The sequence below is a fragment of the Burkholderia sp. 9777_1386 genome (genome assembly GCF_015712265.1).
In the GTDB taxonomy this organism is placed as follows: domain Bacteria; phylum Pseudomonadota; class Gammaproteobacteria; order Burkholderiales; family Burkholderiaceae; genus Burkholderia; species Burkholderia cenocepacia.
Genome location: NZ_JACCQB010000027.1, coordinates 1 through 17,521, shown reverse-complemented (window position 1 = coordinate 17,521; position 17,521 = coordinate 1). Strand labels below are relative to the sequence as shown.

The following is a 17,521-nucleotide window of genomic DNA, read 5'->3' as shown; positions in this document are numbered from 1 at the left end:
GATGCGTCACCTGGGTTGACCTTTCGAGCCGCCGGACGTGTCCGCCGCGGCGATCGTGCCGCGCACGTTGCCGTAGAGCTCGATGACCCGGGTGACGTTGTTGTACTTCATGCCGTCGGTCGCGTTGACGAGCGACAGGCCGCGCTGAAGTTTAACCGGCTTTTCGGTCTGGATCACATCGTCATTGACGAAGATCCGGAAATGCTGGGAATCGGCCTGCATCTGCGGATCGCCGCCGCCGGCCGCGCGCAGGATGCGCGCATCGTCGTACAAATCGACGATCGACACGTCGCCGTTGACGGTGCCGCGCTTCGCGGTGGTCGTCACGACCGGCTTGCCGGGCTGGAACGCGCGCATGGCCGGATCGGTCAGGTCGCTGCCTTCGGTGTCTTCGTAATGGACCAGCTTCGCGGCCGTCAGCCGGTACTGGGTCGTGCCGGTCTGGTCGAGCTCGGTGACCGAGAAGTTGTCGGCGAAATAGTCGGGCGTATGGCGCTTCGGCTGCACGGCGCCCTCGCCGGGCGGCGGCAGCGTGGCCTGCAGCAGCCACCACGTGACGCCCGCGAGCGCGGCGACCGCGACGAGCGGCAGCATCTGGGTCCAGCGGAAATGCGTGCTCATCGGTCAGGCTCCGCAGGCGGCGGCGAGCAGCGCGTCGTAGCGGCGCTGCGCGCGCAGGATCGCATCGCAGACCTCGCGCACGGCGCCGTGGCCGCCGCGGGCCTCGGCGACCCAGTGCGCGCGGGCGATCACCTCGGGGTGCGCGTTCGCGGGGGCCGTCGCGAAGCCGCAGCGCAGCATCACCGGCAGGTCGGGCCAGTCGTCGCCCATGTAGCCGCAGGCGTCGGCCGTCAGGCCGAGCGACGCGATCAGGTCGGCGAACACGGTGAGCTTGTTCTCGACGCCCTGGAACAAGTGCGCGATCTTCATTTCCTTCGCGCGCGCCGCGACGATGTCCGAGCGGCGGCCCGTGATGATCGCGGTCGCGATGCCGGCTTCGCCGAGCAGCTTCACGCCATGGCCGTCGAGCGAATTGAACGACTTCATCGCGTCGCCGGCCGCGGTAAACAGCAGGCCGCCGTCGGTCAGCACGCCGTCGACGTCGAAAATCATCAGCTTCACGCGGCTCGCGCGTTCGGCCGCAGTCAGCGCTGCGCTCATCAGATCACCTTCTTCGAAAACAGGTCGTGCATGTTCAGCGCGCCGATCAGCGCGCCGTCGGCATCGACGACCAGCATCTGGTTGATCCGGTGGCGCTCCATCAGTTCCACGGCCTCGACGGCCAGGTGATCCGGCGCGATCGTGCGCGGGTCGCGCGTCATGACTTCGGTGATCGGCAGCGTGCGGAAATCGCCGTCGCGGGCGAGCACGCGGCGCAGGTCGCCGTCCGTGAAGATGCCGGCGACCTTGCCGTCGGCGTCGACCACGGCCGTCATGCCGAGGCGCTTCGCGGTGATCTGGAACAGCGCGTCCGACAGCGTCGCGTTCAGCCCGACGGACGGGACGTCGTCGCCCGAGCGCATCACGTCGCGCACGTAGGTGAGCAGGCGCCGGCCGAGCGCGCCGCCCGGATGCGAGCGCGCGAAATCTTCCGAGCCGAAGCCGCGCGCGTCGAGCACGGCGACGGCGAGCGCGTCGCCGAGCGCGAGCGCCGCGGTCGTGCTCGCGGTGGGCGCGAGGTTCAGCGGGCACGCTTCCTTCGACACCGCGGCGTTCAGGTTCACGTCGGCGAGCGTGCCGAGGCTCGACCCCGCGCGGCCCGTGATCGCGATCAGCTTCGCGCCGATCCGCTTCACGAGCGGCAGGATCGCGACGAGTTCTTCCGACTCGCCGGAATAGGAGATGCCGATGAAGACGTCGTCGGAGGTGACCATCCCGAGGTCGCCGTGGCTGGCCTCGGCGGGGTGGACGAAGAAGGCCGGCGTACCGGTGCTGGCCAGCGTGGCTGCGATCTTGCGGGCGATATGCCCCGATTTGCCGATCCCGGAGACCACGACGCGGCCGCGGCAGCCGAGCAGCAGCGCCACGGCCTGGACGAAGCCGCCGTCGAGCTGGTCGCGCAGCGCGCGCACGGCGTCCGCCTCGATGTCGAGCACGTCGCGGGCGAGCGCGAGCGCCCGATCATCATTGATTTTCGCTATCATGCGCGGAGTATAGCAAAGGCGTTTGTTCGCCGCGCCGCGCCTTCGGACTCGTCCGAGGTCGCCTGTCCACCGCCACCACCCGCGCCCGCATTGCCGTGGCCCCGACGAACGAGGACGCTTCGCCTGTGATTTCCCCGCTCGAAATGACCCTACTGCTGCTGCTGGCCTCGGTGGTGGGCGTCGTCGTATTCCGCTCGTTGAACCTGCCGCCGATGCTCGGCTATCTGACCGTCGGCATCCTGGTCGGCCCGCACGCCTTCGGCGTCGCGGCGGATCTCGAACGGGCCGAGCACCTCGCGGAATTCGGCGTGGTGTTCCTGATGTTTTCGATCGGCCTCGAATTCTCGCTCGCGAAGCTGAGGGCGATGCAGCGGCTCGTGTTCGGACTCGGCCTCTTGCAGGTCGTCGCGACCCTCGTGCTCGCGCTCGTGCTCGGCGCGCTGTTCGAGCGCTGGGTGCACATCACGTGGCAGGGCAGTATCGCGCTCGGCGGCGCGCTCGCGATGTCGTCGACGGCGATCGTGTCGAAGATGCTCGCCGAGCGGCTCGAGATCGAGACCGAGCACGGCCGCAACATCTTCGGCGTGCTGCTGTTCCAGGATCTCGCGGTGGTGCCGCTGTTGATCGTGATCGCCGCGTTCGGCGCCGAGTCGTCGAAGGATCTCGCGCTCACGCTCGGCTTCGCGGCGGTCAAGATCGTGATCGCGCTCGCGCTGCTGCTCGTCATCGGCCAGCGCTTCATGACGCGCTGGCTCAACGTCGTCGCGCGGCGCCGCTCGCAGGAGCTGTTCGTGCTGAACCTGCTGCTCGTCACGCTCGGCGCCGCGTTCATCACCGACCGCTTCGGGCTGTCGCTCGCGCTCGGCGCGTTCATCGCCGGGATGCTCATTTCCGAGACGCCGTTCCGCCATCAGGTGGAGGAGGACATCAAGCCGTTCCGCGACGTGCTGCTCGGCCTGTTCTTCGTGACGACGGGGATGCTGCTCGACCCGCGCGTGATCTGGGAGCATCCGCTGATCGTGCTCGGCTTCTTCGTCGGGCAGATCCTGTTCAAGGCGACGATGATCGCCGGGCTCGCGCGGCTGTTCGGCGCGACGCCGGGCGTCGCGATGCGCACGGGCATCGGCCTCGCGCAGGCCGGCGAATTCGGCTTCGTGCTGCTGAACCTGATCCTCGACCGGCATCTCGTCGATTCGACGCTGCTGCAGGCGATCCTCGCGTCGATGCTGCTGTCGATGCTCGCCGCGCCGTTCCTGATCCAGAACGCCGACCGCATCGTGATGCGGCTGTCGTCGACCGAATGGATGCAGCAGTCGCTGCAGATGACGCGGATCGCGACGCAAAGCCTGAAGCAGCGCGGCCACGTGATCATCTGCGGCTACGGCCGCGCGGGCCAGAACCTCGCGCGCATGCTCGAACAGGAAGGCATTTCGTACGTCGCGCTCGACCTCGATCCCGATCGCGTGAGCGCGGCGGCGACCGCCGGCGAATCGGTGGTGTTCGGCGACGCGGCGCGCCGCGAGTCGCTGCTCGCGGCCGGTATCCACCGGGCGGCGGCCGTCGCGATCACCTACGCGAACACGCCGTCCGCGCTGCGCGTGCTGCACCACGTGCACGAGCTCGAACCGACGCTGCCCGCGATCGTGCGTACCGTGGACGATGCCGACCTGGAGAAACTGCTCGCGGCCGGCGCGACCGAGGTGATTCCGGAGATCGTCGAGGGCAGCCTGATGCTGGCGTCGCATACGCTGGTGCTGGTCGGCGTGCCGATGCGCAAGGTCGTGCGGCGCGTCGAGGAGATGCGCGACGAGCGTTACAGCCTGCTGCGCGGCTATTTCCGCGGCGCCGACGACGCGGACGACGACGATCACGAGCAGGTGCGGCTACAATCGGTGCCGGTCGATGCGCGCGCGGACGCGGTCGGGCGTTCGCTGGAAGAACTCGGGCTGTACGCGCTCGGGCTGGAAGTCACGGCGATCCGCCGGCACGGCATCCGCGGCGTCGAACCCGATCCGCAGACCAAGCTGCGCGCGAGCGACATCGTGGTGCTGCGCGGGCTGCCCGAGGCGCTCGCGCTCGCGGAGGAGCGGTTGTCGCGCCATCGGCGCGACCCGCCGGCCGCGGCCGCGTGAGCCGCGATTCACAACCTGACCCGTATTGATCAGAAACGGTGCCCGATCTTCGCGCACCGTTTTTTTCGGAGAGTTTCATGCCGCATTCGTCGTCGGGCGCACCGCTCGATCCGGTCGCCTTCATCCATAGCCAGATCCGCACGGTGCCGGACTGGCCGCAGCCGGGCGTGCAGTTCCGCGACATCACGACGCTGCTGCAGAGCCCGAAGGCGCTGCGCATCCTCGTCGACCTGTTCGTCGAACGCTATGTCGACGCGAAGCTCGACTACGTCGCGGGCCTCGACGCGCGCGGCTTCATCATCGCGCCGATCGTCGCGTACGAGCTGAGCGTCGGCTTCGTGCCGATCCGCAAGGTCGGCAAGCTGCCGTACAAGACCCGTTCGGAATCGTACGACCTCGAATACGGCAGCGCGACGGTCGAGATCCACGAAGATGCGTGCCGCCCCGGCGACCGCGTGATCATCATGGACGACCTGATCGCGACCGGCGGCACGATGATGGCGGGGCGCAACCTGCTGCAGCGGCTCGGCGCGGTGGTCGTCGAGGGCGCGGCGATCATCGACCTGCCCGATCTCGGCGGCTCGGCGCTGCTGCGCAACGCCGGACTGCCGGTCTACACCGTTACCGAATTCTCCGGCCACTGAACGCCGGTCCCCCGGGGCGGGCCGCCCCGGCTTGCGTTGATTCACGCCTGGTTCACATTCCGCAGCGAGGTCACGATGCCCAACTTCATGCTGTTTCTCGCCACGTCGATCGCGATCACGTTCGCGCCGGGTCCCGACAACCTGCAGGTGCTCGCCCGCGGCATCTCGCAGGGTCGCGCGGCCGGCTTCGTCGCCGCGCTCGGCTTCACGGCGGGGATCCTGTTCCACACGACGCTCGCGGCGCTCGGCGTCGCGGCCGTGCTGCGTTCGTCGCCGGTCGCGTTCCAGATCCTGAAGCTCGCGGGCGCCGCGTACCTCGTGTGGATCGGCATCAAGGCGCTGCGCAGCCAGGGCCTCGCGAACGCGCATGCGCGGCCGCCGCAGCCGCTCGGCACGATCTTCCGGCAGAGCGTGATCGGCAACCTGATGAACCCGAAGGTCACGCTGTTCTTCGTCGTGTTCCTGCCGCAGTTCGTCGATCCGCACGGCGCGCAGAGCGTGACGCTGCAGATGTTCGAGCTCGGCGCGCTGTTCATGCTGCAGACGGCCGCGGTCTTCTCGCTGTTCGGCGTCGGCGCGGGCATGATCGGCACGTGGCTGAAGCGCCGCCCGAAGGCCGGCGTGTGGCTCGACCGGATCGCCGGCGCGACGTTCATCGCGATCGGCATTCGCGTCGCGCTGAAGGATTGATGACGATGACGTTTCCGTGCATCGCGGCCGCGCGCCGCTTCGATCCGGCCGCGCACCTGCGTTTCGAGATCGCCGGCCAGGCGGTCGGCTGGGTGCGCCGCCAGGACGTCGCGAAGCTCGCGCGCTGGCCCGACGTGTTCGAGCTGACCGGCGAGCGCGTCGTGCTGTCGGCGCGCTACGATTCGGTCGACGCGCGCAGCATGGCGCTGGCCAGCGCGATCGGCGCGCTCGCCGCCGAAGGCGCGATTCCCGGCTGGCGCGACGAGATCTACGCGATCCGCAACCGCTTCGACGATCCGCCGCTCGCGTACATCGAGCGCGCCGCGTCGCGCTTCTTCGGCACGCAGACCTATGCGGTGCACGTGAACGGCATCGTAGAATACGCGGTTACGCCGGGCGAGCCGCCCGCCGCGGCCGCGCCGAAGATGTGGCTCGGCCGCCGCAGCGCGACCAAGGCCACCGACCCCGGCATGCTCGACAACGTCGTCGCGGGCGGGATCGGCTGGGGGCTGGGCGTTCACGAGACGCTCGCGAAGGAATGCTGGGAAGAAGCCGGCATTCCGGCCGACCTGGCGGCGCGCGCGATCGCGGGCCGCACGGTGCAGGTGCTGAATTCGCTGCCGGAAGGCACGCAATCCGAACTGATCTTCGTGTACGACCTGCCGCTGCCGCACGACTTCGCGCCACGCAACCAGGACGGCGAAGTGGCCGAGCACCTGCTGGCCGGCGTGCCCGAGGTGATCGGCTGGTTGCGCGAAGGCCGCGCGACGATGGATGCGAGCCTCGCGACGCTCGATACGCTGCTGCGCCACCGCTGGATTGCGGCGGCCGACGCGGCCGGCATCGACGCGCTGTTCGTCCCGGCGGCGTGACGCGCGCCGAGCGCGCAGCCGCGCGGCGCGAACGGGCAATTTGACGAATACGGAAACAATGGGAGTAGCGGTCATGCCGACCGATCACAGCTTTATCTTGAAACTGTCGTGCCCCGACCGGCACGGCATCGTCCATGCGGTCTCGGGCTTCCTGTTCGAGCGCAGCAACAACATCCTCGATTCCGCGCAGTTCGGCGACAGCCGCACCAGCGAGTTCTTCATGCGCGTGCACTTCGAGCAGGACGGCGGCGGCGTGGATGCCGCGTCGGCGCTCGACACGCTTCGCAAGGAATTCGCGCCGCTCGCCGAACAGTTCTCGATGCGCTGGGAGCTGCACGATGCGGCCGTGAAGCCGCGCGTCGTGATCATGGTGTCGAAGATCGGCCACTGCCTGAACGACCTGCTGTTCCGCTATCGCACGGGCCAGCTGCCGATCGAGATTCCGGCGATCGTGTCGAACCACAAGGAGTTCTACCAGCTCGCGGCGAGCTACAACATTCCGTTCCATCACTTCCCGCTGATCGGCGGTTCGTCCGATGCCGCGAAGGCCGCGCAGGAAGCGCGCGTGCTGGAAGTGATCGACGAGCACCAGGCCGATCTCGTCGTGCTCGCGCGCTACATGCAGATCCTGTCGCCGAATATGTGCGAGCAGCTCGCCGGGCGCGCGATCAACATCCACCATTCGTTCCTGCCGAGCTTCAAGGGCGCGAAGCCGTACTACCAGGCGTTCGACCGCGGCGTGAAGCTGATCGGCGCGACCGCGCACTACGTGACGACCGATCTCGACGAAGGCCCGATCATCGAGCAGGAAGTCGAACGTGTCGATCACAGCATGACGCCCGACCAGCTGACCGCGATCGGCCGCGACGTCGAGTGCGTGACGCTCGCGCGGGCGGTGAAGTGGCACGTCGAGCACCGGATCGTGCTGAACGGGACGAAGACGGTCGTGTTTCGCTGATCCGTCGGCCGCGAACGGCCGGCTCCACAAGCAAAAACGCCGCGCCCTTCACGGGGCGCGGCGTTTTTGCTTTCCGCTGGCTGGCGGGCGGTTTCAGATCAGCCGCAGCAGGTACAGCTCGCGTTTCAGGTACGCATAGAAGATCGGCGCGGCGATCACGCCCGGCAGCCCGAACGCGGCTTCCATGATCAGCATCGCGAGCAGCAGCTCCCACGCGCGCGACTCGATCTGGCCGCCGATGATCTTCGCGTTCAGGAAGTATTCGAGCTTGTGGATGACCACGAGGAACGCGAGCGACGCGATCGCGGTGCCCATGCTGACCGACAGCGACACCGCGACGATCAGCGTGTTCGAGATCAGGTTGCCGATCACCGGCAGCAGGCCGACGATGAACGTGACGAGCACGAGCGTTTTCGACAGCGGCAGCCGCTGGTGGAAGATCGGCAGCGCGACGAGCAGATAGATGCCGGTGAATGCCGCGTTGATCGCCGAGATCTTGATCTGCGCGAACACGATGCGGCGGAACGCGTCGGAGAAGCGCGACACGCGCATGACGAGCGCGGTCGACAGCGGCCGGCGCACCTTGCCCTGCTCGACGCCGATCGCGATCATCGCGCCGATGATCATCCCGAACAGCACGTGGCCGAAGCCGCGCGCGACGCTCTTGCCGCTTTGCTGGAGCTGGTCCATGTGCGAGTGCATCAGCACGGCCGCCTTCGTCTTCATCTGTTCGACGTCGACGGGCAGCAGATTGGCGATCCACGCCGGCGTGCGTGCGCGGGTCTGCTCGACGATCTGCATCAGCTGGTCGAGCAGGCTCTGCAGGTTCGGCACCGTGTGCTCGAAATGCTCGATGATGCCGATCGTCAGGCCGGTGAGCGCGCCGACGATCGCGATCGACAACAGCACGACGGCGACCCAGCGCGCGCGCATGCTGGTGGTGTGGCGTTCGATCACGGGTGCGATCGTGTGGATCAGCTGGTAGACGAGCAGGCCGGCGAGCATCCCGCCGAGCAGCCGGAGCTCGAGGACGAGCCACATCATGACGAGCGCGAAGAGATAGCTGCCGATCTCGAGCGCCGACAGCTTCGGCAGGCTCAAGTCGCTCGTCAGCCGCACGCTGCGCAGGTGCGGCTCGCGGTTCTGCGTGTCGCGCGACTCTTGTTGCTTCTCCATCGTGGATTCCTGTCGTCCGTGTGTCGTGCCGCGCAGCGCGCGGCAGCGTGCGGGCCGCCCGGCGCCGCACCGGATTGGTGCGGATGGCGAACCTTACGACCGTAAAGTATAGCTGCCATTATGGTCCGCAAACGGGCCGTTTGGCGCGTGGTGTAAACGCAGAAGGGAAAACGAGGAGGCGCGCGGCCGGACGGCCGCGCGCGGGCAGGGTGGAGCGGCGTCAGCCGGCCGCGACTTTGCGGGTCGGACGCTTGAGCAGCGGCGCGAGGTACTTGCCGGTGAAGCTCGCCTTCGTCTTCGCGACCTGCTCGGGCGTGCCTTGCGCGATGATCTGGCCGCCGCCGGCGCCGCCCTCGGGGCCGAGGTCGATCACCCAGTCGGCCGTCTTGATCACGTCGAGGTTGTGCTCGATGATCACGACCGTGTTGCCCTGGTCGCGCAGCCGGTGGATCACTTCCAGCAGCAGCGCGATGTCGTGGAAGTGCAGGCCGGTGGTCGGCTCGTCGAGGATGTACAGCGTGCGGCCGGTGTCGCGCTTCGACAGCTCCAGCGACAGCTTCACGCGCTGCGCCTCGCCGCCCGACAGCGTCGTGGCCGACTGGCCGAGGCGGATGTAGCCGAGGCCGACGTCGAGCAGCGTCTTCAGCTTGCGTGCGATGACCGGCACCGCGCTGAAGAACTCGTACGCGTGCTCGACCGTCATGTCGAGCACTTCGCTGATGTTCTTGCCCTTGTACTGCACTTCGAGCGTTTCGCGGTTGTAGCGCTTGCCGTGGCACACGTCGCACGGCACGTAGACGTCCGGCAAAAAGTGCATCTCGACCTTCAGCACGCCGTCGCCCTGGCACGATTCGCAGCGGCCGCCCTTCACGTTGAACGAGAAGCGGCCCGGATCGTAGCCGCGCTCCTTCGACGTCGGGACGCCCGAGAACAGCTCGCGGATCGGCGTGAACAGGCCCGTGTACGTGGCCGGGTTCGAGCGCGGCGTGCGGCCGATCGGCGACTGGTCGACGTTGATCACCTTGTCGAAGTGCTCGAGGCCCTCGATCGCCTCGTGCGGCGCCGGCTCGGCGGCCGAGCCGTACAGGTGGCGCGCGACCGCGTGATACAGCGTGTCGTTGATCAGCGTCGACTTGCCGGAGCCCGACACGCCGGTGATGCAGGTCAGGAGGCCGACCGGCAGTTCCAGATCGACGTGCTTCAGGTTGTTGCCGTGCGCGTCGACGATGCGCAGCATCCGCTCCGGATCGGGCGCGAGCCGCTCGTCGGGGTACTCGATCACGCGCTTGCCGAGCAGGTACTGGCCGGTCAGCGACTGCGGATTCGACTGCACCTGCTTCGGCGTGCCTTCGGCGACCACGACGCCGCCGTGCTCGCCCGCGCCGGGGCCCATGTCGACCACGTAGTCGGCCGTGCGGATCATGTCCTCGTCGTGCTCGACGACGATCACCGAGTTGCCGAGGTCGCGCAGGTGCTTGAGCGTCGCGATCAGGCGGTCGTTGTCGCGCTGGTGCAGGCCGATCGACGGCTCGTCGAGCACGTACATCACGCCCGTGAGCCCCGAGCCGATCTGCGACGCGAGCCGGATGCGCTGCGCCTCGCCGCCCGACAAGGTCTCGGCGCTGCGCTCGAGCGACAGGTAGTCGAGGCCGACGTTGTTCAGGAACGTCAGGCGCGCGACGATTTCCTTGATCACCTTGTCGGCGATCTCGCGCTTCGCGCCGTCGAGCGTCAGCCCGTCGAAGTAGCCGAGCGCGTCGCGCAGCGGCCAGCCGCTGATTTCATAGATGCCGCGCGCGTAGTCGCCGGTGCCGATCCGCACGTGGCGCGCCTCGCGGCGCAGGCGCGTGCCGTCGCACGACGGGCACGGCTGGTTGTTCTGGTACTTCGACAGCTCTTCGCGCACCGCGACCGAATCGGTCTCGCGGTAACGGCGCTCGAGGTTCGGGATGATCCCTTCGAACACGTGCTCGCGGATCGTCGTGCGGCCGCGCTCGTTGATGTACGAGAACGGAATCGTCTGCTTGCCCGAGCCGAACAACAGCACCTTGCGGATCTTTTCGGGGAGATCCTCGAATGCGGCGTCGATGTCGAACTCGTAGAACGCCGCGAGGCTCTGCAGCATCTGGAAGTAGAACTGGTTGCGGCGGTCCCAGCCCTTCACTGCGCCCGCGGCCAGCGACAGCGACGGGTGCGCGACGACCCGCTTCGGGTCGAAGAACGTGATCTGCCCGAGGCCGTCGCATTCCGGGCACGCGCCCATCGGGTTGTTGAACGAGAACAGGCGCGGCTCGAGCTCCTGCAGCGAGTACGAGCAGATCGGGCACGCGAACTTCGAGCTGAACAGGTGCTCGTGATCGGTATCCATCTCGAGCGCGATCGCGCGGCCGTCGGCCAGGCGCAGCGCGGTTTCGAACGATTCGGCGAGCCGCTGCTTCATGTCCGGGCGCACCTTCAGGCGATCGACGACGACGTCGATCGTGTGCTTGTCGTTCTTCTTCAGCTTCGGCAGCGACTCGACCTCGTAGATCTTCGCGACGCCTTCGTTCGCGGCGCCGCCGCCCGAGCGCACGCGAAAGCGCACGAAGCCCTGCGCCTGCATGTCCTCGAACAGCTCGGCGTGCTCGCCCTTGCGGTTCGCGACGACGGGCGCGAGGATCATCAGCTTGGTTTCCTCGGGCAGCGCGAGCGCCGCGTCGACCATCTGCGACACGCTCTGCGCCTCGAGCGGGATGTCGTGGTCGGGGCAGTACGGCGTGCCGACACGTGCGTACAAAAGTCGCAGGTAGTCGTGGATTTCCGTGACCGTGCCGACGGTCGAACGCGGGTTGTGCGACGTGGCCTTCTGCTCGATCGAGATCGCCGGCGACAGCCCCTCGATCAGGTCGACGTCGGGCTTCTCCATCAGCTGCAGGAACTGGCGGGCGTACGCGGACAGGCTTTCCACGTAGCGGCGCTGGCCTTCGGCATAAAGGGTGTCGAACGCGAGCGACGACTTGCCCGACCCGGACAACCCGGTAATCACGACCAGCTTGTGGCGCGGCAGGTCGAGATTGACGTTTTTCAGGTTGTGGGTGCGTGCCCCACGGATACGGATCTGTTCCATGAACCTGGCGAAAATGGAGGGAACCAAACCTGCTACTATAACGGCTTTTCGAGACCGTCGTTTACGGCCCCCAGCCTTTACAGCAGGTGGCAGCAAGGCGACACCTGCGCCGGGGAATGCGGTCGCGCCGCACGGTTCCGGGCGGCCCGCAGGCCGTCTGCATCCGGCCCCGACGCGTCGCCCGAAAGGCCGCCAGGCCGCCGGTCCTGATCTTCCGCCGCCCGCCGCCGGGCGGACATTCCGATCATTCGAAATTCATTCCCGATGTCCAATCCGTCTGCCACGTCTTCCCGCATGACTGCGCCCGAACTGCGCGCGACCACGTCGCTCGCGGCGATCTTCGCGTTGCGCATGCTCGGCCTGTTCATGATCATGCCGGTGTTCTCGGTCTACGCAAAAACCATCCCGGGCGGCGACAACGTGCTGCTCGTCGGGATCGCGCTCGGGGCCTACGGCGTCACGCAGTCGCTGTTCTATATCTTCTACGGGTGGGCGTCCGACAAGTTCGGCCGCAAGCCGGTGATCGCCACCGGCCTCGTGATCTTCGCGCTCGGCAGCTTCGTCGCCGCGTTCGCGCACGACATCACGTGGATCATCGTCGGCCGCGTGATCCAGGGGATGGGCGCCGTGTCGTCGGCGGTGCTCGCGTTCATCGCCGACCTGACTTCCGAGCAGAACCGCACGAAGGCGATGGCGATGGTCGGCGGGTCGATCGGCGTGTCGTTCGCGGTCGCGATCGTCGGCGCGCCGATCGTGTTCCACTGGGTCGGGATGAGCGGGCTGTTCGCGATCGTCGGCGTGCTGTCGATCCTCGCGATCGGCGTCGTGCTGTGGATCGTGCCCGATGCGGCGAAGCCCGTGCACGTGCCCGCGCCGTTCGCCGAGGTGCTGCACAACGTCGAGCTGCTGCGCCTGAACTTCGGCGTGCTGGTGCTGCATGCGACGCAGACGGCGCTGTTCCTCGTCGTGCCGCGCCTCTTGGTCGACGGCGGGCTGCCGGTCGCCGCGCACTGGAAGGTCTACCTGCCGGTGATGGGGCTCGCGTTCGTGATGATGGTGCCGGCGATCATCGTCGCGGAAAAACGGGGCAAGATGAAGCCCGTGCTGCTCGGCGGCATTCTGGCTATCCTGATCGGTCAATTGCTGCTGGGCAGCGCGCCGCATACCATCCTGATTGTGGCGGCGATTCTCTTCGTCTACTTCCTCGGGTTCAACATCCTGGAAGCGTCGCAGCCGTCGCTCGTGTCGAAGCTCGCGCCGGGTTCGCGCAAGGGCGCGGCCACGGGCGTCTACAACACCACGCAGTCGATCGGGCTCGCGCTCGGCGGCATCGTGGGCGGCTGGCTGCTGAAGCATGGGGGCGCGAACACGGTGTTCTACACGTGTTCGGGGCTCGTGGCCGCGTGGCTTATAATCGCGGCCAATATGAAGGCGCCGCCGCGCAAGGCCTGAACCTCACTCGGGCAGGCATCGGCAGCGCGCCGGCGTGCCCGGCGGGCCGTTCCGGCGACACACGCGGGCGGCCCGGCATCGAATTTACTGGAGAAACACATGGCATCCGTCAACAAGGTCATCCTCGTCGGCAATCTCGGCGCCGATCCTGAAGTCCGTTACCTGCCGAGCGGCGACGCGGTTGCGAACATCCGTCTCGCGACGACCGATCGCTACAAGGACAAGGCGAGCGGCGATTTCAAGGAAATGACCGAGTGGCATCGCGTCGCGTTCTTCGGCCGTCTGGCGGAAATCGTCAGCGAATACCTGAAGAAGGGTTCGTCGGTCTATATCGAAGGCCGCATCCGCACGCGCAAGTGGCAGGGCCAGGACGGCCAGGACCGTTACTCGACCGAAATCGTCGCCGAACAGATGCAGATGCTCGGCGGCCGCGGCGGTTCGGGCGGCGGCGGTGGCGGCGGTGACGAAGGCGGTTATGGCGGCGGCTACGGTGGTGGTGGCGGCGGTCGCGGCGAGCAGGCGGAGCGTGGCGGCGGCGGTCGTGCCGGCGGCGGCGGCGCGGCGCGTGGCGGTGCGGGTGGTGGCGGCCAGAGCCGTCCGAGCGCACCGGCAGGCGGCGGCTTCGACGAGATGGACGACGATATCCCGTTCTGATCGCCAGTCGCACCCTCGCATCACGATGGGCCCGAATATCCGAGTCAAGCCAGTCGCTTGGCCCGGGTTTTCGGGCCTTGTTTCGTTTACGTCGTTCCCGCCGGTCGCACGCCGGATGAACCGTGGCTGACGCACTCCCCGACCTCATCGCGCCCGATCTCGACGTCCTGTTCTGCGGGATCAATCCCGGCCTGCTCGCGGCCGCGACCGGCCATCACTTCGCGGGGAGAAACAACCGCTTCTGGCGCGTGCTCCATCTCGCGGGCTTCACGCCGACGGAAATTTCGCCGCTGGACGATCGCGAGATCCTCCGTTACGGCTGCGGGCTGACGGCCGTGGTGCCGCGGCCGACCGCGCGTGCCGATCAGCTTTCGCGCGCGGAATTCGCGGTCGCCGGCGCCGCGTTCCAGCAGAAAGTCGCGCAGCATGCGCCGCGCTTCGTCGCGTTTCTCGGCAAGGCGGCCTATTCGGCGCTGTCGGGGCAGCGCGAAGTCGCGTGGGGATTGCAGTCGGCCCGCATCGAGCATGCGCGGGTGTGGGTGCTGCCGAATCCCAGCGGGAGAAACCGCGCATTCGGGCTCGACGATCTGATCGATGCGTATCGCGAGCTTCATTCCGCGGCGATCACGGAGGGACACGATGCGACGCAGTAAGACGGCGGCTCCGTGGCCGGGCGCCATCGTGCCACGCGCATTCTTCAACCGCATGGCCACCGAGGTCGCGCCGCAACTGCTCAACAAGATCCTCGCGGCCGCGGACGGCCGGGCCGGCCGCATCGTCGAAGTGGAAGCGTATGCGGGCGCACTCGATCCGGCGGCGCACACCTATCGCGGCAAGACCCCGCGCAACGCGACGATGTTCGGGCCGCCCGGGCACTTCTACGTTTATTTCACGTACGGCATGCACTGGTGCTGCAACTGCGTGTGCGGCCCGGACGGCGCGGGAACGGGCGTGCTGATCCGGGCGCTGGAGCCGCTGCACGGACTCGAACAGATGCGTGCGGCGCGGCCGCCGCGCACGCGCGATCGCGACTTGTGCCGCGGGCCGGCCCGGCTGACGCAGGCGATGGGGATCGGCGGCGCGCAGGATGGCGTCGACCTGGCCGGCGCGCATCAAGGGTTCGCGATCGTCGACGACGGGCTGGCGCCGCCCGCCGATCTGGCGGGCGGGCCGCGCATCGGCATTCGCGTCGGCCAGGATCTTCCGTGGCGGTGGAGCGTGCCCGGCAACCGCTACGTATCGGGCGCGGTGCCGCGCGTGTGACGCGTGGCGCGCACTGTCGCGTCCAATTCGACCTGCGTCACGCGGTCGCCATGATTGACCCGCTAAGCTGGCCGTTTCGACGTTTCGAGCGAGGGGACACCATGCGGCGGGTCGTGTTCAACCAGAAGGGCGGCGTGGGCAAGTCGACGATCGTCTGCAACCTGGCGGCGATCAGCGCGAGCGAAGGATTGCGCACGCTCGTCATCGATCTCGATGCGCAGGCGAACTCGACGCGCTACCTGCTCGGCGACGCGGCGGCCGACGCGCAACCGGGCGTGGCCGGTTTCTTCGAAACCGCGCTGACCTTCAACTTCCGGCCGGTCGACGTCGCGTCGTTCATCCACGCGACCCCGTTCGACGGACTCGACGTGATGCCCGCGCATCCGGATCTCGACACGCTGCACGGCAAGCTCGAATCGCGCTACAAGATCTACAAGCTACGCGACGCGCTCAACGAGCTCGACACTTACGATGCGGTGTACATCGACACGCCGCCCGCGCTGAATTTCTATACGCGCTCGGCGCTGATCGCGGTCGAGCGCTGCCTGATCCCGTTCGACTGCGACGATTTCTCGCGCCGCGCGCTGTACACGCTGCTCGAGAACGTGAAGGAAATCCAGCAGGACCACAACGCGGCGCTCGAAGTCGAAGGGATCGTCATCAACCAGTTCCAGCCGCGCGCGAGCCTGCCGCAACGGCTGGTCGACGAACTCGTCGACGAAGGGCTGCCGGTGCTCGCGTCGCGGTTGTCCGCGTCGGTGAAGATCCGCGAATCGCATCAGCAGTCGACGCCGGTGATCCATCTCGAGCCGACCCACAAGCTCGCGCAGGAATTCCGCGCGCTGCATCGCGAACTGGCCGGCTGACCCCGCGCCCCACCGCATCGACCAAGGCCGCTTCGAGCGGCCTCGTTTTTATCGCGATCGTAATTCATCCGATCATTGAATTCGTCATTAATAATCCAGAAAACGATTTCATAATAAATCCCGAAAAAACGATTACATCGGCGACCACTCCATTTTTAATGAGGGGCGGTTTTCTAATAAACGGAATAATGGATTGGTAAATATTGCGCGACGTCACGATGCGCTATGCTGTAAAAAGGTAAAAAGGCATTGCGGGTCGGAGCGTGCGGGCATCCTGCCCGCGATGTCGGCACGCCGGGCTGCGGCGGCCGCTCTAAAGGGTAATAAGGGTTTATACCTATCATTAATGCCATTTAATTGACAATTAATCGCTCTAGAATGACTTCCTTCAACCGCTCGTGCTCAAACAGGTACGGGTCGTCAATAAGGAAGCGCTGTCGATCAAGCTTCCATTTTTCTTTACGTCGTCTCTCGCATTGCTAACAGGAGCGTGTCCGATGTCCGTATTTGCCCCCGAAAAACTCGCCGCCGATTATCAATCCGGTATCGCCGCCTGGTTCGCGATCGCCCGTCCGGCGATCCACGGTTTCGAGGCCGTCGTCGAACTCAACCTGCAAGCGGCCCGCACGGCGCTCGAGGAATACGAGGACAAGCTGAAGAACGCGTTCAACGGCAACAACCCGGCCGCGGGCTTCGCGCAGCAGGTCGCCGCGCCGCAGGAAGCGGCCGGCAAGGTCGTGTCGTATGGCCGCCATCTGTTCGACATCGCGGTGTCGACGCAATCCGAATGGGCGAAGGTCGCGCAGGCCCAGTACGAACAGAACGACAAGCGCCTGAAGGACGTGCTCGGCGAACTGTCGAAGCACGCACCGGCCGGCTCGGCGCCGGTGGTGGCCGCGCTGAATTCGGCGTTGTCCGCGGCGACCGCCGCGGCCGACTCCGTGCGTGCAGCGACGGGGCAGGCGATCGAAGCGGCGCAGAGCGGTTTCGATGCAGTCAGCGAAACGGCCACCCGCGGCGCCAAGCAGACGGCTGCGGCCGCCCGCAAGGACGCCGCGGCTGCGCGCGAATCGGCTGCGTGATCTGAACGCGTGCTGAATGCGTGTCGCGCGCAGGCGCGACACGCTTGATCGGCGCCGGACGGCGCCGGCGCCGCGTGTGCCACGCGGGGCCGGCGAGCGTCCGATGCGCCGCGAGACGCCCGTGCACGGTTGCCCGTGCGGCGGTGTGCCGTGCCGCCGGTGCGAACAGGCGCCGCACGCGAAGATGGCGCGACCGCGACCGCGATCGCACCGGTTGGCCCGACGCGCGCCGTCGCCCCGTGCCGGCGTCACAACGACGAACTGATTTCGATGCAGGAATTGAACATGACGGATGTAGTGATCGTATCGGCCGCGCGGACCGCGGTCGGCAAATTCGGCGGCTCGCTGGCGAAGATTGCGGCGCCCGAACTGGGCGCGACGGTGATCCGCGCAGTGCTGGAGCGTGCGGGCGTGAAGCCCGAGCAGGTCAGCGAAGTGATCATGGGCCAGGTGCTGACGGCCGGCTCCGGGCAGAACCCGGC

At 67.3% G+C, this 17,521-nt stretch carries 16 protein-coding genes and 1 pseudogene; 12 read left to right on the top strand and 5 right to left on the bottom strand.

Annotated features, from left to right (window positions below):
- Window positions 1-6 precede the first annotated feature (6 nt).
- The 3 genes from lptC to kdsD are packed head-to-tail and all read right to left on the bottom strand — an operon-like array spanning window position 7 to window position 2,144.
- Window positions 7-621 carry an LPS export ABC transporter periplasmic protein LptC gene (gene lptC / locus H0X91_RS20220; protein ID WP_006483145.1) on the bottom strand — a complete coding sequence of 205 codons (615 nt, stop codon included), beginning with the start codon at window positions 619-621 and terminating at the stop codon, window positions 7-9.
- Window positions 622-624: 3 nt separating this feature from the next.
- Window positions 625-1,161 (bottom strand): KdsC family phosphatase, encoded by a 537-nt coding sequence (locus H0X91_RS20215; RefSeq protein ID WP_006483148.1) that lies wholly within the window; start codon window positions 1,159-1,161, stop codon window positions 625-627.
- Window positions 1,161-2,144 (bottom strand): arabinose 5-phosphate isomerase KdsD, encoded by a 984-nt coding sequence (gene kdsD, locus H0X91_RS20210; protein ID WP_006483136.1) that lies wholly within the window; start codon window positions 2,142-2,144, stop codon window positions 1,161-1,163. Before kdsD ends, H0X91_RS20215 begins: the two co-directional genes overlap by 1 nt.
- Before the next feature lie 125 nt (window positions 2,145-2,269).
- Here kdsD and H0X91_RS20205 point away from each other — a divergent pair, with 125 nt between their 5' ends.
- From H0X91_RS20205 to purU, 5 genes are all read left to right on the top strand, one after another.
- Window positions 2,270-4,276, top strand: a complete 2,007-nt coding sequence (locus H0X91_RS20205; RefSeq protein ID WP_006491635.1) for a monovalent cation:proton antiporter family protein — start codon at window positions 2,270-2,272, stop codon at window positions 4,274-4,276.
- A 77-nt stretch (window positions 4,277-4,353) separates the two neighbouring features.
- Window positions 4,354-4,920: an adenine phosphoribosyltransferase gene (locus H0X91_RS20200; RefSeq protein ID WP_034178636.1), complete on the top strand. Its 567-nt coding sequence runs from the start codon at window positions 4,354-4,356 to the stop codon at window positions 4,918-4,920.
- 75 nt (window positions 4,921-4,995) lie between these two features.
- Window positions 4,996-5,610 (top strand): LysE family translocator, encoded by a 615-nt coding sequence (locus H0X91_RS20195; RefSeq protein WP_006483140.1) that lies wholly within the window; start codon window positions 4,996-4,998, stop codon window positions 5,608-5,610.
- Between the two features lie 5 nt (window positions 5,611-5,615).
- Window positions 5,616-6,482 (top strand): NUDIX hydrolase, encoded by an 867-nt coding sequence (locus H0X91_RS20190; protein WP_059721065.1) that lies wholly within the window; start codon window positions 5,616-5,618, stop codon window positions 6,480-6,482.
- A 73-nt stretch (window positions 6,483-6,555) separates the two neighbouring features.
- Window positions 6,556-7,440 carry a formyltetrahydrofolate deformylase gene (gene purU / locus H0X91_RS20185; RefSeq protein ID WP_006483149.1) on the top strand — a complete coding sequence of 295 codons (885 nt, stop codon included), beginning with the start codon at window positions 6,556-6,558 and terminating at the stop codon, window positions 7,438-7,440.
- 93 nt (window positions 7,441-7,533) lie between these two features.
- Here purU and H0X91_RS20180 read toward each other — a convergent pair whose 3' ends face one another.
- Window positions 7,534-8,616, bottom strand: coding sequence for an AI-2E family transporter (locus tag H0X91_RS20180; protein WP_006483146.1), 1,083 nt, complete (start codon window positions 8,614-8,616; stop codon window positions 7,534-7,536).
- Window positions 8,617-8,836: 220 nt separating this feature from the next.
- Window positions 8,837-11,722, bottom strand: a complete 2,886-nt coding sequence (uvrA, locus tag H0X91_RS20175; protein WP_006483142.1) for an excinuclease ABC subunit UvrA — start codon at window positions 11,720-11,722, stop codon at window positions 8,837-8,839.
- 264 nt (window positions 11,723-11,986) lie between these two features.
- Here uvrA and H0X91_RS20170 point away from each other — a divergent pair, with 264 nt between their 5' ends.
- The 7 genes and pseudogenes from H0X91_RS20170 to H0X91_RS20140 all read left to right on the top strand — a co-directional run.
- Entirely contained in the window at window positions 11,987-13,174 is a 1,188-nt protein-coding gene (locus H0X91_RS20170) for an MFS transporter (RefSeq protein ID WP_006483141.1), read from the top strand.
- A gap of 99 nt (window positions 13,175-13,273) precedes the next feature.
- Window positions 13,274-13,828 carry a single-stranded DNA-binding protein gene (locus H0X91_RS20165; protein WP_034201356.1) on the top strand — a complete coding sequence of 185 codons (555 nt, stop codon included), beginning with the start codon at window positions 13,274-13,276 and terminating at the stop codon, window positions 13,826-13,828.
- A gap of 122 nt (window positions 13,829-13,950) precedes the next feature.
- The gene (gene mug, locus H0X91_RS20160; protein ID WP_060210961.1) at window positions 13,951-14,481 is read left to right on the top strand and encodes a G/U mismatch-specific DNA glycosylase; all 531 of its coding nucleotides are present in this window, start codon (window positions 13,951-13,953) and stop codon (window positions 14,479-14,481) included.
- Window positions 14,468-15,091 (top strand): DNA-3-methyladenine glycosylase, encoded by a 624-nt coding sequence (locus H0X91_RS20155; RefSeq protein WP_043206190.1) that lies wholly within the window; start codon window positions 14,468-14,470, stop codon window positions 15,089-15,091. The genes mug and H0X91_RS20155 overlap by 14 nt, the downstream gene beginning before the upstream one ends.
- A gap of 101 nt (window positions 15,092-15,192) precedes the next feature.
- Window positions 15,193-15,957: a ParA family protein gene (locus H0X91_RS20150; RefSeq protein WP_034201359.1), complete on the top strand. Its 765-nt coding sequence runs from the start codon at window positions 15,193-15,195 to the stop codon at window positions 15,955-15,957.
- Window positions 15,958-16,454: 497 nt separating this feature from the next.
- Window positions 16,455-17,039: a TIGR01841 family phasin gene (gene phaP, locus H0X91_RS20145; protein ID WP_006491043.1), complete on the top strand. Its 585-nt coding sequence runs from the start codon at window positions 16,455-16,457 to the stop codon at window positions 17,037-17,039.
- A gap of 285 nt (window positions 17,040-17,324) precedes the next feature.
- Window positions 17,325-17,521 (top strand): annotated as a pseudogene (locus tag H0X91_RS20140) (acetyl-CoA C-acetyltransferase); the annotation flags it as partial.